The organism is Bartonella sp. AP88HLJMH, assembly GCF_042195605.1.
Lineage (GTDB): Bacteria > Pseudomonadota > Alphaproteobacteria > Rhizobiales > Rhizobiaceae > Bartonella.
This window is the reverse complement of the sequence record NZ_JBHIOR010000009.1, coordinates 1-23,456: the sequence shown is the minus strand read 5'-3', so window position 1 is coordinate 23,456 and position 23,456 is coordinate 1. Positions and strand designations below refer to the sequence as shown.

The window sequence follows — 23,456 nt, the reverse complement described above, 5'->3', positions numbered from 1 at the left end:
AAGAAAAATATTAAAACAGTTTAGTATTTTCTCTGCTATTGCAATTTTACTAGATTAGAACAAAAATATTTTCCTATATCTGTGCATACTGACGAGTATACATTCTCATTTAGGGAAAATGTAAAGGTAAAAACAATTTCCAGTTTTACCGTCTTCTTTTAACTCAGCTTTACGAATTTCAAAACGAACTAAAGTAATATCTTTTAAATAATGAATATTATGTATTGCTTTGCACTTTTGTTTATCACGTTCTTTATAGTCCTCTCATAAAGAACAGAACATCATTGTTTTGCACATTCATATGACTTTTTTAAGAAACATTTTTCAATGCTCTTAAGCCCATTTCACAACGACATTCATGAGTGGTTTTGATTAATTTAACATACACAGAATTTGAAATAATAAAACCCTACGAATATTCGTAGCTCTTATTCAAAAGATAAAACGATAAATTATCATTATAATTCAATACATTAAAGCAATTTTATCATAAATAAATTAGATATTAATCTAAATCTTTAGATTTATGTGATATTCATTTGATTTATATTGATAATTCATTACTTTATAACTTGAAATAAAGATTTATAAAGATAGGAGAATATTCTTTTCAAAACCTTTTAATAATAAACCAAAAAACTGTTTTCTTGTACATAACAAGCAAAATAAAAACAACACAATAGCTCTAAGATACAACAACTCTTTATAAGCCTTTTCAAGAAAAGAGATTTTATTCATTTGAAAACTAATAGAATAATGACAGCTTTTAACTTTATAAGGATAATCGTATGCAATAAATCTTGTACTATTCCTTTCATAAAAAGAGATGTTTCTTCAAAAAATCTATAAGAGCAACACAATAACTAGTCTCCCTAGTAAAAGAATACACAGCAAAGCATGAAGTGCTGCATAGTCTATCTTATCTTAAAAAGGTGATTCCTAAAACGCTTGGAAGCTATAAAGCCAAATGATACAGTGGTGATAAAGACAAACACTGTCTTTATCTTTACAATTGTATTTCCCCCAATTACGCTGTATCTGCATTTCAGAAATACACCAGACAGATATTCATGATACATAGATGCCAACCCAATATAACAATGTAAAAAACACCTATGCAGAATGATTTAATTTAATTTTTTTCAAGAAAATCTTTTAGTGCCGCAAATGCTTCATCAGCTTTGTTCCCCTCAGGACCACCAGCCTGTGCCATATCAGAACGGCCACCTCCACCTTTACCACCAAGCATCGCTGAAAGAATACGAACGAGATCTACAGCATTTAATTTATCCGTTAAATCATCCGTAACACCGACAACAGCACTCCCTTTTCCATCCTCCGAGACACTAATAAAAGCAACCACTCCAGATCCAATTTGTTTTTTCTCAGAATCGACGAGCGCCTTAAGATCCCGTGGTAAAATATTTTTAACAATGCGTCCAGTAAAAGAAAGCCCATTGATGATGGTAATATCACCTTGGCTCCTTTCTGTTACCCCACCACTCAACATCATTTTCTTGCGTACATCATTCAATTCTTTTTCAAGTTTACGACGATCATCAAGCAAAATTCGCACCCGTTCTTCCACACCAGCAGAAGAAGTTTTTAAAAGATCAGCGATTTCATGAATACGTTCATCTTGGCGGCTAAGATAAAGACGTGCTTCTTTGCCTGTTAAAGCTTCAATACGCCGCACTCCAGCTGAAACAGAACTTTCAGAAACAATATGAATTAAACCAATATCACCTGTTCGCTCCACATGTGTCCCTCCACAAAGCTCAATTGACCAACGCTTTTTTAATCTTTCCTGTTCAAGTGGCTCCCCCATAGAAACAACGCGAACTTCATCACCATATTTTTCACCAAACAATGCCATGGCTCCTTCAGAAATGGCATCATCTACAGCCATGAGGCGCGTTATTACTTTACTATTTTGCAAAATAATCTCATTGGCTAAATCTTCTATTTTTTTCAACTCTTTTGGTGAAACGGATTTTGGATGGGAAAAATCAAAACGCAACCGATCTGGCGATACAAGAGAACCCTTTTGTGTAACATGGTCCCCCAATGTTTGGCGTAAAGCTTCGTGTAACAAATGAGTAGCAGAGTGATTCGCACGAATTTTCTTACGACGAACAATATCAACCGTTAATTCTACACAATCAGACCTCGATGCCTGACCAGATTTCACCTCCCCAATATGGATAAAAACACCATCACCCTTTCTTTGGGTATCATGCACCTTAAAAATAAAATTTTCACCAGAAATGATACCGCTATCACCAATTTGCCCACCAGATTCACCATAAAAAGGTGTCTGATTAACAACAAGCATAGCTTTCTGATCTGAAGAAATATGATCAACAATTTTACCATCACATACAAGAGCTGTAAGAATACCTTTCGCTGTCTCAGTTTCATAACCTAAAAACTCTGTGGCCCCCACTTGATCACGAACAGAAAACCAGATTTTCTCTGTTACAGCTTCTCCAGAACCAGACCAATTGGCACGTGCTTCCTCTTTTTGGCGTTCCATCGCTTTATCAAAAGCACCAACGTCAACAGATATTCCGCGACGACGAAGAACATCTTGCGTCAAATCAAGCGGAAAACCATAGGTATCATAAAGTTTGAAAGCAACTTCACCATTCAAATAGTCTCCTTCTTTAAGATCGGTACTTGCTTCGTTCAACAAACCAAGTCCTCGTTCAAGCGTTTTACGAAAACGTATTTCTTCTAACCTTAAAGTTTCTGAAATCAAAGATTCAGCACGTGTCAACTCAGGATAAGCTTGTCCCATTTCGCGAATTAAAGCAGTCAAAAGTCGCCACATTAAGGGCTCTTTAGCACCAAGAAGATGCGCATGACGCATAGCACGACGCATAATACGACGTAAAACATATCCTCTTCCTTCATTAGAAGGAAGCACACCATCAGCAATCAAAAATGCAGATGAGCGAAGATGATCAGCAATGACACGATGGCTGGCAATAAAATCACCCTTTGCCTCAATCCCTGTAATTTCTTCTGATGCAGCAATTAATGCACGAAAAAGATCAATGTCATAATTATCATGAACGCCCTGTAAAACAGCAGCAATACGCTCTAATCCCATGCCTGTATCAATAGAAGGGTGAGGTAAGTTAACACGTTCTTCCTTGGAAACTTGCTCATACTGCATAAAAACAAGATTCCAAATCTCAATAAAGCGATCCCCATCTTCATTAGCACTTCCAGGAGGACCGCCCCATATTTCATCACCATGATCATAAAAAATCTCCGAACAAGGCCCACAAGGGCCTGTTTCTCCCATCGACCAAAAATTATCAGCCGTCGCAATACGAACAATTTTTTCATCTGGAAGACCTGAAATTTTACGCCACAGTTCAGCAGCAACATCATCACTCTGATAAACTGTCACCAACAATTTATCTTTTGGCAGGCAAAATTCCTTTGTTAAAAGATTCCATGATAAAAAAATAGCTTCTTCTTTGAAATAATCACCGAAAGAAAAATTACCCAGCATTTCAAAAAATGTATGATGGCGCGCCGTATAACCAACATTATCAAGATCATTATGCTTTCCACCCGCACGAACACATTTTTGTGCCGTTGTTGCCTGCGTATAAGAAGGTTGTTCAAGTCCAGTAAAAACATTTTTAAACTGCACCATCCCTGCATTTGTAAACATAAGTGTAGGATCATTCCGCGGAACAAGCGGACTAGAAGAAAGAACTTTATGCCCATTACGATGAAAATAATCCAAAAATGTTGACCGAATATTATTAACACTATTCATGTTGACACCTGCTCAATACAGCACAAAACCATAAAAGAAAAATCCCCCCTCATTAAATCCTCTTAGCCACGCATGGAGTCAATTTAATCAAAAATGGAATATTTGTTTTAAAAAATTGAGAAAAAAATGACTGCGTATTTAAAAACTCAAACAAAAAAACAGAAAAATCTTAAAGAAAAAAAATTATAGACGAAAAAAACGCCCCATCAAATGGCTTCATCACTTTCTATATTTTCTGACCCTGCATTTTCTAACAATTCAATCGCAATCAAACCAGCATTTTGGCGCAAAGCTGCTTCAATCTCTGTAGCTATTTCCACATGTTCACGTAAAAACTGCTTTGCATTCTCACGCCCCTGCCCTAAACGCTGAGAATTATAAGAAAACCATGCACCAGATTTTTCCACAACACCAACCTTGACACCCAAATCAATCAATTCACCTACTTTGGAAATACCTTCACCATAAATAATATCAAACTCAACCTGTTTGAATGGAGGTGCCAATTTATTTTTCACCACTTTAACGCGCGTCTGATTACCAACGATTGAATCCCTATCTTTAATGGATCCAATGCGACGAATATCTAAACGAACAGAAGCATAAAACTTTAAAGCGTTTCCACCCGTTGTCGTTTCAGGAGAACCAAACATCACACCAATTTTCATGCGAATTTGATTAATAAAAACAACCATACAGTTAGAGCGAAAAATTGCTGCGGTTAATTTTCGTAACGCTTTACTCATTAACCGAGCTTGCAATCCGGGCAAAGCATCACCCATTTCACCGTCAATTTCTGCTCGCGGTGTTAAAGCTGCGACAGAATCCACAACAAGCACATCAACGGCACCAGAACGAACCAACGTTTCTGTAATTTCCAATGCCTGTTCACCGGTATCTGGCTGAGAAATGAACAAGTTTTCTAAATCAACACCAAGCTTACGCGCATAAATAGGATCAAGCGCATGCTCTGCATCAATAAAAGCACAAATCCCACCACCTTTCTGTGCCTCAGCAATAGCATGGAGAGCCAATGTTGTTTTCCCAGAACTTTCTGGTCCATAAATCTCAACAATACGCCCCTTCGGTAATCCACCAATCCCTAAAGCAATATCCAAGGATAACGACCCTGTTGGAATTGTTTCAATTTCAACAACCTGCTCTTTTTGCCCAAGACGCATAATCGAGCCTTTACCAAAAGAACGTTCAATTTGTGAGAGAGCAGCATCGAGAGCTTTTGTTTTATCCACGATTATATCCTTGACCGAATTCATAATAACCTAAAACTTTAGTGTACACTGTACTTTTAATTTAACTAAAGGCTTGAGTTTAGAGTTTCACAGACTATTTCCATTCCTATCTCCACATTATGTCCATAAACATTCATGACCATCACAATAAAGAATTGGCATTGCTTATCTTATGACACATAATAAACTCTAATAAAGTAATATCTCTACGGGAGCATAGTTAACATATTTATATCTCTCTAGAAAAGGAACAATTTAATTTTAAACACAATGTTCTACAACCCTTCTGCTTATCCCTTTGATTAAATACTTGAGAGACTAAGAATTCTCCCGCTATTGATCACACAAAAAACGCATCATCAATCAACCTCATACCCTATTGCATCGAAGAACAAAACGCTATTGTGTTGCATATTCATACACTTGATTTAAGAAACATCTCTCAAAACTTCCAAGCTCATTTTGTGACAACACCTATGAATGTGGTATACTACAAAACCCTTTAGGCGCCACCATCTTTACTCTATGGAAGGAGAAAGCCGGCACCATCACACTATTTATCATCCTCCAATATTGCAACAACTCTCGGCACTTGAGACAATTCATAAGAGGGATTTTTAGTCCTTTCTTGTACAGTTTTTATCACACGCTAATCCTGCTTGTAACATGCAAGCGAATAACTTGATTGCTTCAACAAATAACAGACTTGGGATGAGAGAAATTTACGGTATTTGAAACTTTCATTCAACTTACGAAACAGTCAATTATCATTTAAGTCAATATATTATTTAATAAAACCAAAAAAATAAAGCAGCTTAAAAGTTGAATGACATATTTAAATTTGAAAAAACATGCACTTTTGAAAATATCAAAAAAAATCTCTACAAGCAATGCAATAAATGTTTAAGATATAAGCTAAATTTCTCATACAATAACATAAGAGATCAATAAAAAACGTATTTCAACTCAAATTTTATTTTGATCTTTACGTTTTTTGCGCAACTGTTGCCACCACTCAAGACGTTTCACAATTTCACGCTCAAAACCACGCTCAACTGGTTTATAATAACTCTGACGTCCAAGTTTTTCGGGAAAATATTCTTGTCCTGAAAAAGCATCTGGTTCATCATGGTCATAACAATAACCACTTCCATACCCTTCTTCCTTCATAAATTTCGTAGGAGCATTAAGAATATGCTTAGGAGGTGGTAAAGAGCCATTTTTGCGTGCACAACGCAGTGCTGCTTTATACGCAAGATATGCTGCATTTGACTTTGGCGCAGTTGCAACATAAAGACATGCTTGCGCCAAGGCCAACTCTCCTTCTGGTGATCCTAAATAATCATAGGCATCTTTTGCTGCATTACAAATGACAAGAGCTTGAGGATCCGCCAAACCAATATCTTCAACGGCCATACGAACCAATCTTCGCCCAATATAGAGAGGATCTTCACCAGCATCCAACATACGTGCCAAATAATAAAGCGCAGCATCAGGATCAGATCCACGAACGGATTTATGCAACGCTGAAATGAGATTATAATGCCCATCTCGTCCTTTATCATAAATAGGCGCACGACGCTGAATAACTTTTTGCAAAGCAACAACATCAAGAATCTCTCCCAATGGCGCAATAGACCAAACTTCCTCTGCCAATGTTAACGCAACCCGCGCATCACCATCAGACATCTCTATCAAAACGTCTCTGGCATCATTATCCAAGGGAAGAGTTTTTCCCTCCACTTCTTCAGCACGCCTCAAAAGCATGTCCAAACTTTCATGATCATGAGAAAGAAATGTTAAAACACGTGCACGCGAAAGAAGGGCAGCATTCAGTTCAAAAGAAGGATTTTCGGTTGTTGCACCTATAAGTACCACAGTACCCTCTTCCATCACAGAAAGAAAACTATCCTGCTGTGCACGATTAAACCGATGAATTTCATCAACAAAGAGAAGTGTTTTATCCCCAGATATAAAACGCCTCTGCGCAACTTCAAAAATCTTTTTAAGTTCAGAAACTCCTGTAAAAATAGCAGAAACCTGTTCAAACGCGAAATTTGTTTCAAGGGCTAACAAACGTGCAACGGTCGTTTTTCCCGTCCCTGGAGGTCCCCAAAAAATCATCGATCCAATTGAGCCTGTTGCCGCCATACGTGAAAGCAAACCATCCTCTCCAATCAAATGCTTTTGTCCCACAACATCATTGAGAGAACAAGGGCGCATTCTTTCTGCAAGTGGCTGATTTTTATTAACTTGAAAATCAAACGACGAAGTAAAAAAATCTTTCTTCAAAAAAAAACCTCAACGAATAAATTGGCGAATATACATACCATCACGTTCATATTCCAATTGCCACATATTTGAGCGACCTTGCATAAGAACCTTTTTCAACTGATGAACTGTTTGAATTTTATGGCCATTTACAACACGTAGAATATCTCCTGACTGAAAAATTCCAGCTGCATTGCTCATTTCCTCAAGATTGGTAATCACAACCCCTTTTGCAGATATAGGAAGATGAAAACGTCGACTATTTTGCGGTGTTAAATCTAACACCTCAGCACCAGCAAGAGGACTGTCACCCGTAATTTTTTCAGATTTTAAAAATGCAGTTTCTGATATTGATGAAACTGTTATTTGTGTTTTTAAAGTTTTTCCACTTCGTAAATATTCCAAGGCAAGACTATGCTCAACGTCAGCTGTCATCAAACGATAACCAAGACTATCTGGACTGTCAACGCGTACCCCCTGCACACTCAAAATAACATCACCTACTTTCAATCCAGCTTTTTCAGCAGGACTATCTTTGATAACTTCAACAATAAGAGCACCATAGGGACGTTCTAAACCTAAACCACCAGCAATATCAGCTGTAACATTTTGAAAAGAAGCCCCAATATAAGGCGGCACAAAATATTTTCCACCGCGTTTAACAGTATCAAGCATCACTTTTACAAGATTAACTGGAATAGCAAAACCAATCCCTACAGAACCACCGGAACGCGAATAAATAGCCGTATTAATTCCGATTAACTGACCTTTCATATCAATTAAAGCGCCACCAGAATTCCCTGGATTAATGGCTGCGTCTGTTTGAATAAAAAAGTCAAAATCAGAAATCCCAACACGTGTACGCGCTTGCGCTGAAACAATACCACTTGTAACTGTTTGACCAACACCAAAGGGATTACCAATAGCAAGAACAAGATCACCAACTTCAACAGTATCAGAATTTCCCAAAGAAAGAACCGGAAATTGAGCATCTTTTTCCTTAACTTCAAGAATTGCAATATCAGTTGCTTCATCTTTGAGCACGACCTTACTCTCAAACTCCCGTCCATCAGAAAAAGCCACTTTAATTTCGCTTGCATCTTTAATGACGTGGTAATTTGTAACGATCAAACCACGTGCATCAACAATCACCCCTGATCCTAATGACGATTGCTTACGAACAGGAAGTTTATTTTGAAAACGACCAAAAAATTGCTCAAAAAATGGATCGCCTTCAAAAGGTGATCGAGCTCTAATTTGTCGAGCTGCATAAATATTTACAACAGATGGAACTGTCTTTTTAACTAAAGGAGCAAATGAAAGGGTGATTTCTGTTTGTGTTTGAGGAACATGAGCATATACATGATCAAATGATATCTGCATCATAATTGCAAAAAAAATCCGCACCCAAAAAGAATACCTCATAATCCACTCCTTATAAAATCAGCACATTCTGTTGAAGATTAATAGAATAAAAAAACGTATCCCCGCAAATTAAGGACCTCTATTAATATTTCATAATAGAGAATAAAAACAACCTATTTGAACAATAAATATTATAAAAATAAGATAATTCAATATTCTATAATTTTCTCTCTGCACCTATTTCTCAACTAAAACAAACTTAAAAATGCTCACAAAAAAACCGCCCAAGACAAGGCGGCCTTTAAAAATCCAACAGAATAAAAAACTCTACGAAGATGTTCCCTTTTCATTCTCAGAAGCTTCCATGCGAGCACGATCCCCAGCACCCTTCGCTTCAACATCACGATCAACAAATTCTATAACAGCCATGGGCGCATTATCACCAGTACGAAACCCCGCTTTCATAATACGCAAATACCCACCGTTGCGTGATGCATAACGTGGCGCAAGCGTATCAAATAATTTTGCAACCTTTCCTGCATCACCAAGTGCTGCAATAGCTTGCCGACGCGCATGCAAACCACCACGCTTACCAAGAGTAACGAGTTTTTCAACAATAGGACGAATTTCCTTAGCCTTTGGTAGTGTTGTCACAATCTGCTCATGCTCGATCAACGAAGTTGCCATATTTGCAAACATCGCTTTACGGTGACTGGCAGTACGGTTCAACTTGCGTCCTGACTTACTATGGCGCATAAGCCCTCTCCTTAAATTCTAATTTTAATATTGATCTTCATAACGTTTTGCAAGATCATCAATGTTTTCAGGCGGCCACGCAGGAATCTCCATCCCAAGATGTAAACCCATACACGCCAAAACTTCTTTAATCTCATTCAACGACTTGCGACCAAAGTTCGGTGTCCGAAGCATTTCAGATTCTGTTTTCTGAATCAGATCACCAATATAGACAATATTATCATTCTTAAGACAATTTGCCGAACGAACTGAAAGTTCTAATTCATCCACTTTTTTGAGAAGAGCAGGATTAAAAGAAAGCTCAGAATCAGCCTCTTCAACAGGCTCCTTCTGTGGCTCTTCAAAGTTAATAAATAACGATAATTGATCCTGAAGAATGCGTGCTGCAAAAGCAACAGCATCCTCACCATTAACAGCACCGTTTGTTTCAATCGTGAGCGTTAATTTATCATAATCGAGAACTTGACCTTCGCGTGTATTTTCTACTTTATAAGATACCTTACGGATAGGTGAATAAAGACTATCAATTGGAATAAGCCCTATACGTGCATCATCAACACAATTACGATCAGATGGAACATACCCCTTTCCTGTGTTGACAATAAATTCCATACGAATTTCAGCTTCTTCATCAAGAGTACAAATAACATGATCTGGATTTAGAATTTCCATATCCCCAACTGTACTGATATCTCCCGCTTTCACGACACCAGGCCCCTCTTTATAAACGACGACACGTTTAGGCCCTTCTTCTTCCATACGAAGCGCAATTTCTTTTATATTCAGAATAATATCCGTAACATCCTCACGCACACCTGGAATCGATGAAAATTCATGCAAGACACCGTCAATCTGCACAGCAGTAATAGCAGCACCACGAAGCGAAGATAACAAAACGCGACGAAGCGCATTTCCTAACGTTAAACCAAAACCACGCTCAAGAGGTTCAGCAATCACACTTATAATATTTGGATTATCATGTGCACATGATTCAACCTTATTGGGTTTAATAAGTTCCTGCCAGTTTTTCTGGATCATATTTTTATTCCCGTTCTTTAGTTCCGTTACCATTCAATCGTAACGACCAATGTGAACATCAGAGAAATCTCCGACAACAAAAAACAACACCCAATTAAACACGCCGCCTTTTCCGCGGACGACATCCATTATGAGGAATTGGTGTTACATCGCGAATAGAAGTAATGACAAAACCAACAGATTGCAATGCACGTAAAGCAGATTCACGCCCTGATCCAGGTCCACAAACTTCAACTTCCAAAGAACGCATACCATGCTCTTGCGCTTTTCTTGCACAATCCTCCGCAGCAACTTGAGCAGCAAAAGGTGTCGATTTACGCGCACCTTTAAACCCCTGAGCTCCCGCAGATGACCAAGCAATTGCATTACCCTGAGCATCAGTAATAGTAATCATTGTGTTATTAAATGTTGAATTAATATGCACAACACCCGATGAAATATTTTTACGTTCGCGACGACGAACACGTGTGGCTTCCTTGGCCATAATTTCCCTTTCAACGATCTCATCACTGCCGTAACATCAGCAGCTCCACCTTTTTTCCTTGTCAAACAAATCAAACAAGAAAAAGAATATATAAAAAACCTTCCACAAAGGCCCTTATTTCTTCTTACCGGCGATTGCCTTAGCCGGACCTTTACGTGTACGGGCATTCGTATGTGTACGCTGTCCTCGGACAGGCAAAGATCGGCGATGACGCAATCCCCGATAACAACCAAGATCCATCAAACGCTTAACATTCATAGCAACCTCACGACGAAGATCACCTTCAACTTGATACCCCTGATCTATTGCCTCACGAATCTGCAGCACCTCAGCATCTGAAAGCTCATGCACACGACGCCCCAAAGGAATGCCAACTCTTTCAATAATTTCTTGAGCAAATTTTGGTCCAATCCCGTGGATATATTGAAGCGCAATAATTACACGCTTATTTGTCGGGATATTGACGCCAGCAATACGAGCCACGCCTACTCTCCTTAGTTATTTTGACAAATTGTTATAAAATACCTGATATACTTTACAGAAAAAAATAGACTCAGAAAAAAAATTCTTCCGAATCCTATTATTTCACTAAAATAAATTAAATTCACTTTTGATAGATTTCATCTCAAAAGTCAACTCTTTTCATTTATTTCTAAAAAAAAATCTCATGAAAGAAACCCTCTAATCATACGTGTCACTTCAGCAACACCAATCATTCCATCAATAACCTTCAACATTCCCCTCTCTGAATAAAATTTTGATAAGGGAGCTGTTTTTTCACGATATTCTACTAATCTTTTTGCAAAAGCAACAGGATTGTCATCTAAACGAACCTGTCCACCAGTCGCTATTGTTTCCTCAACGCGCTTCTTCATACGTTCAATCAACACGTCTTCATCAACACACAATTCAATAACAGCATTAAGCCGCATATTTTTTGAATCCAGTATCTGTTGCAACGCTTCTGCTTGCCCCACAGTTCGCGGATATCCATCCAAAACAAAACCGTTTACACAATCAGCTTCATCAATCCGATCTGATACGATTTGATTAACAATACTATCAGGTACCAAAGCACCAGAACTTATAATAGCTTTAGCTTTTTTACCAATCTCCGTTTCTTTGGCAATCACCTCACGCAACATATCCCCTGTTGATAAATGAGGAATGTTATATTCCTCAGTCAACATTTTTGCTTGCGTACCTTTTCCCGCTCCAGGAGGACCTAAAAGAATAACTCTCATCGATTCCTTCTACCTCCACGAAGTTTTGATTTTTTTATCAACCCTTCATATTGGTGGGCAACAAGATGCCCCTGAATTTGAGCAACCGTATCAAGTGTAACAGTAACAACAATCAACAAGGATGTTCCCCCAAGATAAAAAGGAACCTGTAATGCAGATATCATAAATTCAGGTAACAAACAAACCAAGATAATATAAATAGCGCCCACAACAGTAATACGCGTCAAAACGTAATCAATATATTCGGCTGTACGCTCACCTGGACGAATCCCTGGAATAAAACCAGAATGTTTTTTCAACTGATCTGCAGTATCACTTGGATTAAACACAATAGCTGTATAAAAAAAGCAAAAAAACGCCATTAAAAATGCATAAACAATCATATAAAGTGGCTGTCCATGACCAAGAGCATAAGAAATCTCCTGAACCCATTGTGGCATTTTATCAGAAAAATTATTAATAGTGGCAGGTAATAATAATAAAGATGAAGCAAAAATAGGTGGAATAACACCAGCAGTATTCAATTTCAAAGGAAGATGCGACATATCTCCTTGAAACATTTGATTACCGACCTGACGTTTCGGGTATTGGATAAGAATTCGCCGTTGCGCACGCTCTATAAAAACAATAAGCCCAATAACCAAAACAGCAATAAGAACGATTCCTATTAAAAGAAAAGTTGATAAATCAGCCTGACTATGAGCTGTCAAAAGCTGAGCAAAAGTAGAAGGAAAGTTGGCTACAATCCCTGTAAAAATGATAAGAGAAACCCCATTACCAATACCACGTGACGTAATTTGCTCGCCAAGCCACATAAGAAACATCGTTCCGCCAACAAGCGTAATAACAGAAGAAATACGAAACATAAGACCTGGTTCTAAAACAATTTGAAGCCCCGACCCTATACCGCTTTCAAGCGCAACCGCAATACCAAAAGCTTGTAGAATTGCCAATACGACTGTTACATAACGCGTATATTGATTGATAATCTTACGACCTAAATCCCCTTCTTTTTTAAGAGTTTCCAAAGAAGGAATAATAGATGTTAACAATTGCACAATAATAGATGCAGATATATAAGGCATGATACCCAGCGCAAAAATAGCCATACGCCCAACGGCACCTCCAGCAAACATATTAAAGAGTCCTAATACACCCGACGCGTGATGTTCAAATGTTTGCCGCAAAGCATCGATATTGATACCTGGAAGAGAGATGTAAGTGCCAAAACGATATACAAGAAGCGCCAACAGAGTAAACCAGATGCGTTTCTTTAATTCAGTTGCACGCGAAAAGGTGCCGAAATTTATATTGGAAGCAAATTGCTCTGCTGCTGATGCCATAAAACGTCTCCACTTTACACTCCAGTTCTTCAAATCACAGAAGTATAATCCTAAAATTCATATATGCATACACAAACAAATGCAGAACTTAAACAATTCTCCACAAAAGATCCCACAAAACAGATATTATTCTTCTTTAGGTCTCTATTCATATTAAAAAATTATCGAGCAATATCAGGAAGAATAACCTGGCCACCCACTTTTTCAATCTTAACACGAGCAGCTTGTGAAGCACCAGAAACATGAAAGGTAATCTTAGCCTTCAAATCACCATCAGAAAGAAGACGAACCCCATCTTTTTCACGACGAATAATACCAGCCTCTTTCAAAGAAACCATATCAACAGGCTTTTCAATATTCAACTTACCTGCATCAACTGCCAACTGAATACGTCCTAGTGAAACTTCATTGTAGGTTTTAGCAAAGAAATTCCTAAATCCACGTTTTGGCAAACGACGATAGATGGGCATTTGCCCACCTTCAAAACCATTAAGGGAAACACCAGAACGTGACTTTTGCCCTTTTACACCACGACCACCAGTCTTACCCGTACCGGAACCAATACCACGCCCAACACGCTTACGATTTTTTGTTGCGCCTTCGCAATCACGCAGTTCATTGAGTTTCATATCTAATACTCCCGCAACCCTTAACCTTCATCTATAACGCGAACAAGATGCCGAACCCGAGCAATCATACCCCGCACACAAAGTGTATCATCTAAAACGCGCCGACGACGCATTTTATTTAGTCCAAGCCCCTTTAAGGTTGCACGCTGAATCTGTGAGTTTCGAATAGGGCTTCCAATTTGTTCCACCGTCACAGTTTTACCACTCTGAGATTTTTTCTGAACCATTTCCTAATTCCTTTTCTGATAATCTCAGAAACTACCCTTCTAGGTCGACTAAATGGCGACGACGCGCCTGCAAAGTCGAATACTTTATACCACGTTGAGCAGCAATATCTCTAGGATGCATTTGATGTTTCAATGCATCAAATGTTGCACGAACCATGTTATAAGGATTCGACGACCCTAGTGATTTTGCAACGACATCCTGCATACCAAGAGCTTCAAAAATAGCACGCATCGGTCCCCCAGCAATAATACCAGTACCAGCAGAAGCCGAACGTAGCAAAACACGCCCAGCTCCGTGACGACCTTCAAGATCATGATGCAATGTACGCCCAGACCGAAGCGGAACATAAATCATCCCACGTTTCGCAGATTCCGTTGCTTTACGAACGGCTTCTGGAACTTCACGGGCTTTACCATGTCCAAAACCCACACGCCCTTTTTGATCTCCAACGACAACAAGAGCAGCAAAACCAAAACGCCGACCACCCTTTACAACTTTAGCAACACGATTGATATGAACGAGCCTATCGACAAATTCATTATCGCGTTCTTCTCTCTCACCACGTTCTTTTTGTGCCATTCCTCATTCCTTTTTCTTTTCCGGAAGCACGATAACAAAGTCCCTCATCAAACTGGAAGAACTTAAACGAAATACTCTAAACTCTCCTTACTCATTCATAAATAAGAAATTTTAGAAATTCAAACCACCTTCACGAGCAGCTTCAGCTAAAGCTTTGACGCGACCATGGTACACATACGCTCCACGATCAAAAACCACCTCATTAACACCGGCTTTCTTCGCACGCTCAGCAATTAACTTACCAACAGCAAAGGCCGCCTTTTTATCAGCACCACTCTTTAACGATTTTTTCAAATCACTTTCAAGAGTAGAGGCTGAAACAAGTGTACATCCCCGCAAATCATCGATAACTTGAGCATAAATGTTCTGATTTGAACGATAAACACTAAGCCGAGGACGATCATGAGAAACCATTTTAATTCTACGACGAACACGCCTTGCACGACGTTGGATAATGTCCTTAGATGAAACCATAATACAAAATCCTTATTTCTTTTTACCTTCTTTACGGAAGATACGTTCATCTGCATGCTTAACACCTTTACCTTTATAAGGCTCAGGCCTACGATACTCACGAATCTCCGCTGCAACTTGTCCAACTTGCTGTTTATCAATTCCAGAAACAACAATTTCCGTTGGCTTAGGAACAGTCACAGTAACACCCGACGGAACTTTATAAACCACATCATGCGAAAAGCCCAGAGATAGTTGAACATCCTTACCCTGCAAAGCAGCACGATAACCAACCCCATTAATCTCCAACCTCTTTTCAAAACCATCTTTCACACCACAAAAAATGTTCTCAATCATTGAGCGCGACATACCCCATTTAGAACGCGCATCTTTTGACTGATCCCGCGGCATAACTGATATGATATTCTCCTCAAGTTTGACTAAGACTTCATCATTGACGACGTAACTCAGCTCACCTTTTGGACCTTTTACCTTAACCAGCTGTCCTTCAACAGTAGCAGTAACTCCAGAAGGAATTGAAATGGGTTTCTTTCCAATACGAGACATTGTTCTAACCTACTTTTTCTTCCGTTTTCTTGACATAACTTAGAAAACACGACAAAGGAGTTCTCCACCAACATTCTGTTCACGCGCCTCATGATCTGCCATGACGCCTTTAGGAGTCGATAAAATCGAAATACCAAGGCCATTTGCCACCTGAGGAAGTGACTTAGCAGAAACATACACACGACGCCCTGGCTTTGATACACGTGAAATCTCACGAATAGCAGCCAGCCCTTCAAAATACTTCAATTCGATTTCAATTTCAGCTTTCCCATCACCTAAATCAATTCGATTATATCCGCGAATATAACCTTCCGACTGAAGAACATCAAGAACGTGCGCACGAAGCTTCGAAGCTGGAGTAACTACTTTACCTTTTTTACGACCAAGTGCATTACGAATACGTGTTAGCATATCACCAAGAGGATCTGACACAGACATTAAATAATCTCCTCTTACCAACTAGACTTTACAATACCAGGAATATAGCCAATAGAGCCAAGCTCACGCAACGCAATTCGCGACATTTTTAATTTACGATAATAAGCCCGCGGACGACCTGAAACCTCACAGCGATTACGAATACGAACTTTCGAAGAATTACGCGGCAACTCTGCCAACTGAACAGAAGCTTTAAAACGTTCTTCAAGAGAAACCTTCTGATCCATAACTATTGCTTTCAAACGTGCACGACGGGCAGCATAGCGCTTTACCATCACCTCACGACGCTTATTTTTTTCAACGGCACTTACTTTGGCCATAATTTCACCTCACTACGTTTGCCGTTACGAACGAAAAGGAAAATTAAAAGCACGCAATAACTCACGAGCTTCATCATCCGTTTTTGCTGTCGTACAAACGATAATATCCATACCCCAAATTTGATCAACTTTATCATAGTTGATTTCTGGAAACACAATGTGTTCTTTAATACCCATAGCAAAATTGCCACGGCCATCAAAACTCTTTGGATTTAAACCACGAAAGTCACGAACCCGCGGAAGAGCAATCGTCACAAGACGATCTAAAAACTCAAACATACGATCTTTACGCAATGTAACTTTAGCCCCAAGAGGCATTCCTTCACGAACCTTAAAGGTCGCAATAGAATTACGCGCACGCGTAACAACAGCCTTCTGACCCGTTATTAGCCCTAAATCCTCAGCGGCAAGGGAAGGTTTCTTCGAATCAGCAGTTGCTTCACCTATCCCCATATTTATTACAACTTTATCAATCCGCGGAATTTGCATCGCATTTCTGTAATTAAACTTCTCTTGAAGCACTTTACGAATCACTTCAAAATAATGCGCTTTCATACGCGGTATTTGTCTTTCCTCAGCCATTAATCAACTCTCCCGAACGCTTGGCAAAACGAACTTTATTACCATCTGCATTCATACGAAAGCCTACACGTGTAGGCTTACCATCTTTAGGATCAGCAATCGCCAAATTAGACAGATGAATCGGAGCTTCTTTAGAAATAATTCCAGCTTCTTGCTTCTGCGTTTGACGTTGATGACGTTTAATCATATTAATCCCACGAACAAAAGCCTTATTCTCTTTTGGACTAACCTTAATTACTTCACCACTACATCCTTTATCCTTACCGGACAAAACAACAACTTTATCACCTTTTCGAATCTTTTGCATAACATTTACTCCTTACAGAACTTCAGGAGCAAGCGAGATGATCTTCATATGATTCCTACCACGCAATTCACGGGGAACAGGTCCAAAGATACGAGTACCGATCGGCTCTTTTTTATTATCTACTAAAACCGCAGCATTACTATCAAAACGAATGACACTACCATCTGCGCGACGAATATCCTTAGCAGTACGAACCACAACAGCTTTCATAACATCACCTTTTTTAACACGGCCACGAGGAATTGCATCCTTAACCGAAACAACAATAATGTCACCGACCGAAGCATATTTCCGCTTTGAACCGCCTAACACTTTGATGCACATGACACGACGCGCTCCAGAATTATCAGCAACGTCAAGGTTTGTTTGCATCTGAATCATGACTGGCCACCTTCTCTTAACACATATATCCGATTGTATCTTTTACACACTCGGATTTGCCTGCCAAATAACGATAAAGTTATCGCCTTCAAATTTATCAATGATAACCACACTGTTAAATTCTAAAACAATAAGCTTAACTCATTACGCTACATTGTCTTTTACAACAATCCAACATTTATCTTTCGAAATTGGTCTAGATTCCTGAATAGAAACTTGATCCCCAATCTTGAATTGGTTGTTTTCGTCATGCGCTTTATAATTTTTAGACTGCCGAACAGTCTTCTTAAGAAGCGGATGAGAATAACGGCGTTCAACTTTGACAACAACAGTCTTATCACTTTTGTCGCTAATAACAACACCCTGCAAAACGCGTTTAGGCATCTCTTATTTCCTTAAACCTTACTTTCACTTATTCTTTTGACGAAGAAAAGTTTTAATACGCGCAATATCACGACGAACTTGTCTAACGCGCGCAGTCTTTTCTAATTGACCTGTTGCTTTTTGAAAACGCAAATTAAATTGCTCTTTCTTTAACTTAGCCAATTCATCTTTCATTTGGTCGAGCGTTTGCGCCCGTAATTCTGTGGCTCTCATCGCTTAACCTCATTATTCAGCAATACGCTGGATGAAACGCGTTTTTATAGGCAACTTTGCAGCACCCAATCTTAGTGCTTCACGTGCAACATCCTCCGGAACTCCATCAAGCTCAAACATGACGCGCCCAGGAGCAACACGTGCAGCCCAATAATCAACACTTCCCTTACCTTTACCCATACGAACTTCAGTCGGTTTAGATGTAACCGGAAGATCTGGAAAAATACGAATCCACACACGACCAGAACGCTTCATATAACGTGTAATCGCACGACGCGCCGCTTCAATTTGACGAGCAGTAACCCGCTCCGGCTCAACAGCCTTCAAACCGTAGGCACCGAAATTCAAATCCGTACCACCCTTCGCAAAACCGTGAATACGGCCTTTGAACTGTTTACGGAACTTTGTGCGCTTTGGCTGCAACATTGTTCTCTACTCCAAATTTTAGTTCAATCTCAAAAACTAAGCATTTTCGCGGCGACGATTCGATGAAGAACCAGATTGATCAGCTTCCGTAGCACGACGTTCTGAAGCCATCGGATCATGCTCAAGAATCTCACCCTTAAAGACCCAAACTTTAATACCACAAATACCATAAGCGGTCTTAGCTTCTGCTGTACCGTAATCAACATCAGAACGCAAGGTATGAAGTGGAACACGACCTTCACGATACCATTCCATACGAGCAATTTCAGCACCACCAAGACGGCCAGAACAATTGATACGAATACCTTCCGCACCAAGACGCATAGCAGACTGAACAGCACGCTTCATTGCACGACGAAAAGCAACACGACGCTCTAACTGTTGAGCAATTGATTGCGCAATAATTGTCGCATCAATCTCCGGTTTACGAATCTCCACAATATTCAATGAAGTTTCAGCATCCGTCATTTCTGAGAGTTTACGACGAAGCCTTTCGATATCAGCACCCTTTTTACCAATAATCAAACCAGGACGTGCAGAATGAATTGTAATACGACACTTTTTATGAGGACGCTCAATAACAACCTTAGAAATAGCCGCCTGTTTAAGTTCCTCAAGCACATATGAACGAATTTTCAAATCTTCATGAAGAAGGCGCCCATATTCACCACTATCAGCATACCAACGAGAGTCCCAAGTCCGATTAACACCAAGACGAAGTCCTATTGGATTGATCTTCTGCCCCATTACGCGGCCTCCACTTTTTCGGTAACTTCACGAACAATAACAGTAAGATGCGAAAATGGACGTTCAATTCTACTAGCACGCCCTCGACCACGAACATGAAAGCGCTTCATCACTATCGACTTACCAACATAAGCTTCCGCCACAACAAGCGAATCAATATCAAGATCGTGGTTATTTTCTGCATTTGCAATTGCTGATTCAAGCGTTTTTTTCACAGTAGCAGCAATTCGCTTGCGTGAAAACATCAAATCAGCGAGCGCTACATTAACTCTTTTACCACGAATCATTGCAGCAACTAAATTAAGCTTCTGCGGACTAACACGAATTGTCCGCGTGACAGCTCTTGCTTCATTATCTTTAAGCTGGCGCGAAACTTTAGCTTTTCCCATTCCTACTTCCTCTTCGCTTTCTTATCGGCACCATGACCATAATAAGTCCGGGTAGGAGCGAACTCACCAAACTTATGCCCAACCATCTCTTCAGAAACAGAAACAGGAATATGCTTATTACCGTTGTAAACACCAAAAGTTAAACCAACAAATTGCGGTAAAATAGTAGAGCGACGACTCCATATTTTTATAACTTCGTTGCGCCCACTTGCACGTACCTTCTCTGCTTTACCAAGAAGATAGCCGTCAACAAACGGACCTTTCCACACTGAACGAACCACCTCAGACTACCTTTCTCATTTCTTGCGTTGATGACGCGTACGCATAATAAATTTATCAGTGGCTTTATTGGAGCGCGTACGCTTACCTTTCGTAGGTTTACCCCAGGGAGAAACTGGATGGCGCCCCCCCGATGTACGACCTTCACCACCACCGTGTGGGTGATCAACGGGGTTCATAGCAACACCACGAACATGTGGACGTTTACCACGCCAACGTGACCGCCCCGCCTTACCATCATTAATATTCCCATGATCAGGATTTGAAACAGCGCCAACAGTTGCAAAACAGCTACTCGGAACCAAACGCTGCTCACCAGAATTTAAACGAAGAATAGCCATACCATGATCTCGTCCAACCAACTGCGCATAAGCACCTGCTGAACGTGCAATCTGTCCGCCTTTCCCTGGCTTCATCTCAACATTATGAATAATTGTACCTACAGGCATATTAGCAAGAGGCATAGCATTACCTGGTTTAACATCCACATTTAAACCAGCCATAACAGAATCACCAACACCAAGACGCTGTGGTGCAAGAATATAACTCAATTGCCCATCCTCATAGCGGATTAAAGCAATAAAAGCGGTACGATTAGGATCGTATTCTAAACGCTCAACCTTTGCTGAAACATCACGTTTAAGACGCTTAAAGTCGACAAACCGATAACTACGTTTATGTCCACCACCCTGAAAACGAGCAGTAACACGACCGCGATTATTACGTCCACCCTTTGAAGACAAACCTTCAGTTAACATCTTTACAGGTTTTCCCTTATAAAGACAAGAACGTTCCACAATAACAAGCTGACGCTGCCCAGGTGTCGTTGGATTAAACTGCTTAAGTGCCATTATTCCTATCTCCGAGCCTCTTAAAGACCTGTCGAAACGTCGATAGTCTGACCACTGGCCAGAGTTACGATCGCTTTTTTGACATCACTCTGCCGACCAACTATACCTTTGAAACGCTTCACTTTACCCTTACGGACTATCGTGTTAACTGCTTTAACTTTTACGCTAAAAAGCGCTTCAATAGCAGCCTTAATCTCAGGCTTCGTCGCTTTCGGCGCGACATTAAAAGCAACTTGATTATATTCAGAAATCATAGTCGCCTTTTCAGTAATAACTGGACTAATAATTATATCATAATGGCGAAGATCTGTCATTTAAAACGCTCCTCAAGAGCCTCAACAGCTGCTTTTGATAAAACAAGTTTGCTGCGACGCAAAATATCATAAACATTAATTCCCTGAATAGGCAAAATGTCAATATTAGGGATATTAGAGGCTGCACGAAAAAAGTTAATATCAATCTCTTTACCATCAATCAAGAGAGCGTTATTAAATCCAAGCTTAGAAAAATGAGAAACAAGCATTTTCGTTTTAGCATCCTTAACAGTCAACTCATCCACAATAATTAAATCTTTTGCTTTTAATTTTGCAGATAAAGCAAGACGTAACCCAAGAGCACGAATCTTTTTAGGAAGATCATGCGCATGGCTACGAACCACCGGTCCATGTGCCTTACCCCCACCCCTAAACTGCGGTGCACGTGCAGATGAATGTCGAGCACGCCCAGTTCCTTTCTGTTTAAACATTTTTGCCCCTGTTCGCGACACATCAGAACGACCTTGGGATTGATGACTTCCCTGCTGACGACGTGCAAGCTGCCAACGAACAACACGTTGCAAAATATCCTCACGCGGAACAAGATCAAAAATAGCTTCAGAAACCTTTAATTTGCCAGCTTCATTACCATCAAGAGTTTTAATTACAAGATCCATTATTAGGCTCCCTCAACCTCAGAGGTTTCCGTCACCGGAGTAACCATTTCCGCTTTCTCCTTCACAAGACGGCGAATACCAGCAGGCTTTGGAGCATTATCAGGAAGACGCTTCTTCACAGCATCCCGTATCAAAATCCAAGAACCTTTAGAACCAGAAACAGCACCACGCACTAAAATTAAACCACGCTCACTATCAGTGGAAATAACTTCAATATTCTGTGTTGTTACACGCACTTGCCCCATATGGCCAGCCATTTTTTTACCTTTAAAAACTTTACCAGGATCTTGGCACTGCCCTGTAGAACCATGAGCACGATGTGTAATCGAATTACCATGAGAAGCACGATGTCCACCAAAGTTATGTCGTTTCATAACACCAGCAAACCCCTTACCAATACTGGTACCAGTCACATCAACTCTTTGTCCTGGAACAAAATGTTCCACTGTAATCTCAGTACCAACATCAAGAAGATTGTCGGGACTCACACGAAACTCTGCTATTTTGGCTTTAGGCTCAACAGAAGCCTTAGCAAAATGTCCACGAAGAGCTTGTGAAGTATTCTTAACCTTAGCAAAGCCTACACCTAATTGAACAGCAGTATAACCATTCTTTTCAACTGTACGCTGAGCAACGACTTGACAATTCTCCAAACGAAGTACCGTCACCGGCACATGCTCACCAGCATCATTATAAATACGGGTCATGCCCAGCTTCTGTGCTATTACACCTGAACGCATCGGGTCTGTTCCTTCTGTCCTCAAACCTCAGAGCTTAATTTCTACATCCACACCAGCAGAAAGATCGAGCTTCATAAGCGCATCCACTGTTTGCGGCGTTGGATCAACAATGTCAAGAAGACGCTTATGTGTTCGCATCTCAAACTGCTCACGACTTTTCTTATCGATATGCGGTCCACGATTGACCGTAAACTTCTCAATCCGCGTCGGAAGCGGAATGGGACCACGGACATTTGCACCGGTACGTTTAGCAGTCGATACGATCTCACGCGTCGACGTATCAAGAATTCTATGATCAAACGCTTTCAAGCGAATGCGAATATTCTGACTGTTCATGCTCTTTATTTCCCTGTTATACAAAGTGCCTTCAATAATCAAAGCACTCAACAAGCATTATTTATTCAATGATCTTAGAGACGATACCGGCACCAACAGTACGACCACCTTCACGAATAGCAAAAC

Annotated in this window: 30 protein-coding genes and 2 pseudogenes; all 32 read right to left on the bottom strand. The window is 39.9% G+C overall.

Annotated features, from left to right (window positions below; translation table 11 throughout):
- Window positions 1-1,132: 1,132 nt before the first annotated feature.
- Window positions 1,133-3,799 carry an alanine--tRNA ligase gene (gene alaS, locus ACFIMA_RS05675; RefSeq protein WP_375678022.1) on the bottom strand — a complete coding sequence of 889 codons (2,667 nt, stop codon included), beginning with the start codon at window positions 3,797-3,799 and terminating at the stop codon, window positions 1,133-1,135.
- A 206-nt stretch (window positions 3,800-4,005) separates the two neighbouring features.
- The gene (gene recA / locus ACFIMA_RS05670) at window positions 4,006-5,049 is read right to left on the bottom strand and encodes a recombinase RecA (RefSeq protein ID WP_273791424.1); all 1,044 of its coding nucleotides are present in this window, start codon (window positions 5,047-5,049) and stop codon (window positions 4,006-4,008) included.
- Window positions 5,050-6,015: 966 nt separating this feature from the next.
- A complete protein-coding gene (locus ACFIMA_RS05665) occupies window positions 6,016-7,341 on the bottom strand; it encodes a replication-associated recombination protein A (RefSeq protein WP_375613137.1) in 1,326 nt (441 codons plus the stop codon).
- Window positions 7,342-7,350: 9 nt separating this feature from the next.
- Window positions 7,351-8,745, bottom strand: a complete 1,395-nt coding sequence (locus ACFIMA_RS05660) for a DegQ family serine endoprotease (RefSeq protein WP_375632412.1) — start codon at window positions 8,743-8,745, stop codon at window positions 7,351-7,353.
- A 267-nt stretch (window positions 8,746-9,012) separates the two neighbouring features.
- Window positions 9,013-9,441, bottom strand: coding sequence for a 50S ribosomal protein L17 (gene rplQ / locus ACFIMA_RS05655; protein ID WP_375613139.1), 429 nt, complete (start codon window positions 9,439-9,441; stop codon window positions 9,013-9,015).
- Between the two features lie 24 nt (window positions 9,442-9,465).
- Window positions 9,466-10,479 (bottom strand): DNA-directed RNA polymerase subunit alpha, encoded by a 1,014-nt coding sequence (locus tag ACFIMA_RS05650; RefSeq protein ID WP_375611485.1) that lies wholly within the window; start codon window positions 10,477-10,479, stop codon window positions 9,466-9,468.
- Between the two features lie 94 nt (window positions 10,480-10,573).
- Window positions 10,574-10,963: a 30S ribosomal protein S11 gene (gene rpsK, locus ACFIMA_RS05645; protein ID WP_007347762.1), complete on the bottom strand. Its 390-nt coding sequence runs from the start codon at window positions 10,961-10,963 to the stop codon at window positions 10,574-10,576.
- A 114-nt stretch (window positions 10,964-11,077) separates the two neighbouring features.
- Window positions 11,078-11,446, bottom strand: coding sequence for a 30S ribosomal protein S13 (gene rpsM / locus ACFIMA_RS05640; RefSeq protein ID WP_026500557.1), 369 nt, complete (start codon window positions 11,444-11,446; stop codon window positions 11,078-11,080).
- Window positions 11,447-11,628: 182 nt separating this feature from the next.
- Window positions 11,629-12,207: an adenylate kinase gene (locus tag ACFIMA_RS05635; RefSeq protein WP_375632413.1), complete on the bottom strand. Its 579-nt coding sequence runs from the start codon at window positions 12,205-12,207 to the stop codon at window positions 11,629-11,631.
- A complete protein-coding gene (gene secY, locus ACFIMA_RS05630; RefSeq protein WP_375611483.1) occupies window positions 12,204-13,550 on the bottom strand; it encodes a preprotein translocase subunit SecY in 1,347 nt (448 codons plus the stop codon). The genes ACFIMA_RS05635 and secY overlap by 4 nt, the downstream gene beginning before the upstream one ends.
- A 161-nt stretch (window positions 13,551-13,711) precedes the next feature.
- Complete coding sequence (gene rplO, locus ACFIMA_RS05625; protein ID WP_375613141.1) at window positions 13,712-14,179, bottom strand: 50S ribosomal protein L15; 468 nt, start codon at window positions 14,177-14,179, stop codon at window positions 13,712-13,714.
- A 20-nt stretch (window positions 14,180-14,199) separates the two neighbouring features.
- Window positions 14,200-14,406, bottom strand: coding sequence for a 50S ribosomal protein L30 (gene rpmD, locus ACFIMA_RS05620; RefSeq protein ID WP_375611481.1), 207 nt, complete (start codon window positions 14,404-14,406; stop codon window positions 14,200-14,202).
- Between the two features lie 31 nt (window positions 14,407-14,437).
- Complete coding sequence (rpsE, locus tag ACFIMA_RS05615) at window positions 14,438-14,986, bottom strand: 30S ribosomal protein S5 (protein ID WP_015856574.1); 549 nt, start codon at window positions 14,984-14,986, stop codon at window positions 14,438-14,440.
- Window positions 14,987-15,097: 111 nt separating this feature from the next.
- Entirely contained in the window at window positions 15,098-15,460 is a 363-nt protein-coding gene (gene rplR / locus ACFIMA_RS05610; RefSeq protein WP_273791414.1) for a 50S ribosomal protein L18, read from the bottom strand.
- A gap of 12 nt (window positions 15,461-15,472) precedes the next feature.
- Window positions 15,473-16,006, bottom strand: a complete 534-nt coding sequence (gene rplF / locus ACFIMA_RS05605; RefSeq protein WP_375692230.1) for a 50S ribosomal protein L6 — start codon at window positions 16,004-16,006, stop codon at window positions 15,473-15,475.
- Window positions 16,007-16,045: 39 nt separating this feature from the next.
- Window positions 16,046-16,444, bottom strand: a complete 399-nt coding sequence (gene rpsH / locus ACFIMA_RS05600) for a 30S ribosomal protein S8 (protein ID WP_375693189.1) — start codon at window positions 16,442-16,444, stop codon at window positions 16,046-16,048.
- Window positions 16,445-16,458: 14 nt separating this feature from the next.
- Window positions 16,459-16,764 carry a 30S ribosomal protein S14 gene (rpsN, locus tag ACFIMA_RS05595; RefSeq protein ID WP_273791412.1) on the bottom strand — a complete coding sequence of 102 codons (306 nt, stop codon included), beginning with the start codon at window positions 16,762-16,764 and terminating at the stop codon, window positions 16,459-16,461.
- Window positions 16,765-16,788: 24 nt separating this feature from the next.
- Window positions 16,789-17,346, bottom strand: coding sequence for a 50S ribosomal protein L5 (gene rplE, locus ACFIMA_RS05590; RefSeq protein WP_375611477.1), 558 nt, complete (start codon window positions 17,344-17,346; stop codon window positions 16,789-16,791).
- On the bottom strand, window positions 17,339-17,653 hold the full coding sequence (rplX, locus tag ACFIMA_RS05585; RefSeq protein WP_015856579.1) for a 50S ribosomal protein L24: 315 nt from the start codon (window positions 17,651-17,653) through the stop codon (window positions 17,339-17,341). Before rplX ends, rplE begins: the two co-directional genes overlap by 8 nt.
- 12 nt (window positions 17,654-17,665) lie before the next feature.
- Complete coding sequence (rplN, locus tag ACFIMA_RS05580) at window positions 17,666-18,034, bottom strand: 50S ribosomal protein L14 (protein WP_004855715.1); 369 nt, start codon at window positions 18,032-18,034, stop codon at window positions 17,666-17,668.
- 144 nt (window positions 18,035-18,178) lie between these two features.
- Window positions 18,179-18,418 (bottom strand): 30S ribosomal protein S17, encoded by a 240-nt coding sequence (gene rpsQ, locus ACFIMA_RS05575; RefSeq protein ID WP_012231991.1) that lies wholly within the window; start codon window positions 18,416-18,418, stop codon window positions 18,179-18,181.
- A gap of 11 nt (window positions 18,419-18,429) precedes the next feature.
- Window positions 18,430-18,631 (bottom strand): annotated as a pseudogene (gene rpmC, locus ACFIMA_RS05570) (50S ribosomal protein L29).
- 12 nt (window positions 18,632-18,643) lie between these two features.
- Window positions 18,644-19,057 (bottom strand): 50S ribosomal protein L16, encoded by a 414-nt coding sequence (rplP, locus tag ACFIMA_RS05565; RefSeq protein WP_375611475.1) that lies wholly within the window; start codon window positions 19,055-19,057, stop codon window positions 18,644-18,646.
- Between the two features lie 36 nt (window positions 19,058-19,093).
- Complete coding sequence (gene rpsC / locus ACFIMA_RS05560) at window positions 19,094-19,804, bottom strand: 30S ribosomal protein S3 (protein ID WP_375678019.1); 711 nt, start codon at window positions 19,802-19,804, stop codon at window positions 19,094-19,096.
- Window positions 19,804-20,193, bottom strand: coding sequence for a 50S ribosomal protein L22 (gene rplV / locus ACFIMA_RS05555; protein WP_273791407.1), 390 nt, complete (start codon window positions 20,191-20,193; stop codon window positions 19,804-19,806). Before rplV ends, rpsC begins: the two co-directional genes overlap by 1 nt.
- 2 nt (window positions 20,194-20,195) lie before the next feature.
- Window positions 20,196-20,474: a 30S ribosomal protein S19 gene (rpsS, locus tag ACFIMA_RS05550; RefSeq protein WP_004855734.1), complete on the bottom strand. Its 279-nt coding sequence runs from the start codon at window positions 20,472-20,474 to the stop codon at window positions 20,196-20,198.
- Between the two features lie 15 nt (window positions 20,475-20,489).
- Entirely contained in the window at window positions 20,490-21,323 is an 834-nt protein-coding gene (gene rplB, locus ACFIMA_RS05545) for a 50S ribosomal protein L2 (RefSeq protein ID WP_375611474.1), read from the bottom strand.
- 20 nt (window positions 21,324-21,343) lie between these two features.
- Complete coding sequence (locus ACFIMA_RS05540; RefSeq protein ID WP_273723987.1) at window positions 21,344-21,637, bottom strand: 50S ribosomal protein L23; 294 nt, start codon at window positions 21,635-21,637, stop codon at window positions 21,344-21,346.
- Window positions 21,634-22,254: a 50S ribosomal protein L4 gene (gene rplD / locus ACFIMA_RS05535; RefSeq protein WP_375613145.1), complete on the bottom strand. Its 621-nt coding sequence runs from the start codon at window positions 22,252-22,254 to the stop codon at window positions 21,634-21,636. The genes ACFIMA_RS05540 and rplD overlap by 4 nt, the downstream gene beginning before the upstream one ends.
- Window positions 22,255-22,256: 2 nt before the next feature.
- Complete coding sequence (gene rplC, locus ACFIMA_RS05530; protein WP_273791404.1) at window positions 22,257-22,994, bottom strand: 50S ribosomal protein L3; 738 nt, start codon at window positions 22,992-22,994, stop codon at window positions 22,257-22,259.
- A gap of 27 nt (window positions 22,995-23,021) precedes the next feature.
- On the bottom strand, window positions 23,022-23,330 hold the full coding sequence (gene rpsJ / locus ACFIMA_RS05525; protein ID WP_005773267.1) for a 30S ribosomal protein S10: 309 nt from the start codon (window positions 23,328-23,330) through the stop codon (window positions 23,022-23,024).
- A gap of 61 nt (window positions 23,331-23,391) precedes the next feature.
- Window positions 23,392-23,456, bottom strand: a pseudogene (locus ACFIMA_RS05520) (elongation factor Tu); the annotation flags it as partial.

Coding starts and splice junctions, on each gene's coding strand:
- rplN (WP_004855715.1), bottom strand. CDS start 18,034: ATGATTCAGATGCAAACAAACCTTGACGTTGCTGATAATTCTGGAGCG.
- rpsJ (WP_005773267.1), bottom strand. CDS start 23,330: ATGAACAGTCAGAATATTCGCATTCGCTTGAAAGCGTTTGATCATAGA.
- rplQ (WP_375613139.1), bottom strand. CDS start 9,441: ATGCGCCATAGTAAGTCAGGACGCAAGTTGAACCGTACTGCCAGTCAC.
- ACFIMA_RS05660 (WP_375632412.1), bottom strand. CDS start 8,745: ATGAGGTATTCTTTTTGGGTGCGGATTTTTTTTGCAATTATGATGCAG.
- rpsN (WP_273791412.1), bottom strand. CDS start 16,764: ATGGCCAAAGTAAGTGCCGTTGAAAAAAATAAGCGTCGTGAGGTGATG.
- rpsC (WP_375678019.1), bottom strand. CDS start 19,804: ATGGGGCAGAAGATCAATCCAATAGGACTTCGTCTTGGTGTTAATCGG.
- rpmD (WP_375611481.1), bottom strand. CDS start 14,406: ATGGTTCAGAAAAAATCTCAGAGTGGTAAAACTGTGACGGTGGAACAA.
- rplC (WP_273791404.1), bottom strand. CDS start 22,994: ATGCGTTCAGGTGTAATAGCACAGAAGCTGGGCATGACCCGTATTTAT.
- rplE (WP_375611477.1), bottom strand. CDS start 17,346: ATGGCTGAGGAAAGACAAATACCGCGTATGAAAGCGCATTATTTTGAA.
- rplR (WP_273791414.1), bottom strand. CDS start 15,460: ATGGTTTCATCTAAGGACATTATCCAACGTCGTGCAAGGCGTGTTCGT.
- rpsE (WP_015856574.1), bottom strand. CDS start 14,986: ATGGCACAAAAAGAACGTGGTGAGAGAGAAGAACGCGATAATGAATTT.
- secY (WP_375611483.1), bottom strand. CDS start 13,550: ATGGCATCAGCAGCAGAGCAATTTGCTTCCAATATAAATTTCGGCACC.
- rpsH (WP_375693189.1), bottom strand. CDS start 16,444: ATGTCTGTGTCAGATCCTCTTGGTGATATGCTAACACGTATTCGTAAT.
- ACFIMA_RS05650 (WP_375611485.1), bottom strand. CDS start 10,479: ATGATCCAGAAAAACTGGCAGGAACTTATTAAACCCAATAAGGTTGAA.
- alaS (WP_375678022.1), bottom strand. CDS start 3,799: ATGAATAGTGTTAATAATATTCGGTCAACATTTTTGGATTATTTTCAT.
- rpsQ (WP_012231991.1), bottom strand. CDS start 18,418: ATGCCTAAACGCGTTTTGCAGGGTGTTGTTATTAGCGACAAAAGTGAT.
- rplX (WP_015856579.1), bottom strand. CDS start 17,653: ATGCAAAAGATTCGAAAAGGTGATAAAGTTGTTGTTTTGTCCGGTAAG.
- rpsK (WP_007347762.1), bottom strand. CDS start 10,963: ATGGCCAAGGAAGCCACACGTGTTCGTCGTCGCGAACGTAAAAATATT.
- rplB (WP_375611474.1), bottom strand. CDS start 21,323: ATGGCACTTAAGCAGTTTAATCCAACGACACCTGGGCAGCGTCAGCTT.
- ACFIMA_RS05635 (WP_375632413.1), bottom strand. CDS start 12,207: ATGAGAGTTATTCTTTTAGGTCCTCCTGGAGCGGGAAAAGGTACGCAA.
- rplV (WP_273791407.1), bottom strand. CDS start 20,193: ATGGGAAAAGCTAAAGTTTCGCGCCAGCTTAAAGATAATGAAGCAAGA.
- rplP (WP_375611475.1), bottom strand. CDS start 19,057: ATGTTGCAGCCAAAGCGCACAAAGTTCCGTAAACAGTTCAAAGGCCGT.
- rplD (WP_375613145.1), bottom strand. CDS start 22,254: ATGGATCTTGTAATTAAAACTCTTGATGGTAATGAAGCTGGCAAATTA.
- rplO (WP_375613141.1), bottom strand. CDS start 14,179: ATGAAACTCAATGAACTGCGTGATTGCGAAGGCGCAACAAAAAATCGT.
- rplF (WP_375692230.1), bottom strand. CDS start 16,006: ATGTCTCGTATTGGAAAGAAACCCATTTCAATTCCTTCTGGAGTTACT.
- ACFIMA_RS05540 (WP_273723987.1), bottom strand. CDS start 21,637: ATGACAGATCTTCGCCATTATGATATAATTATTAGTCCAGTTATTACT.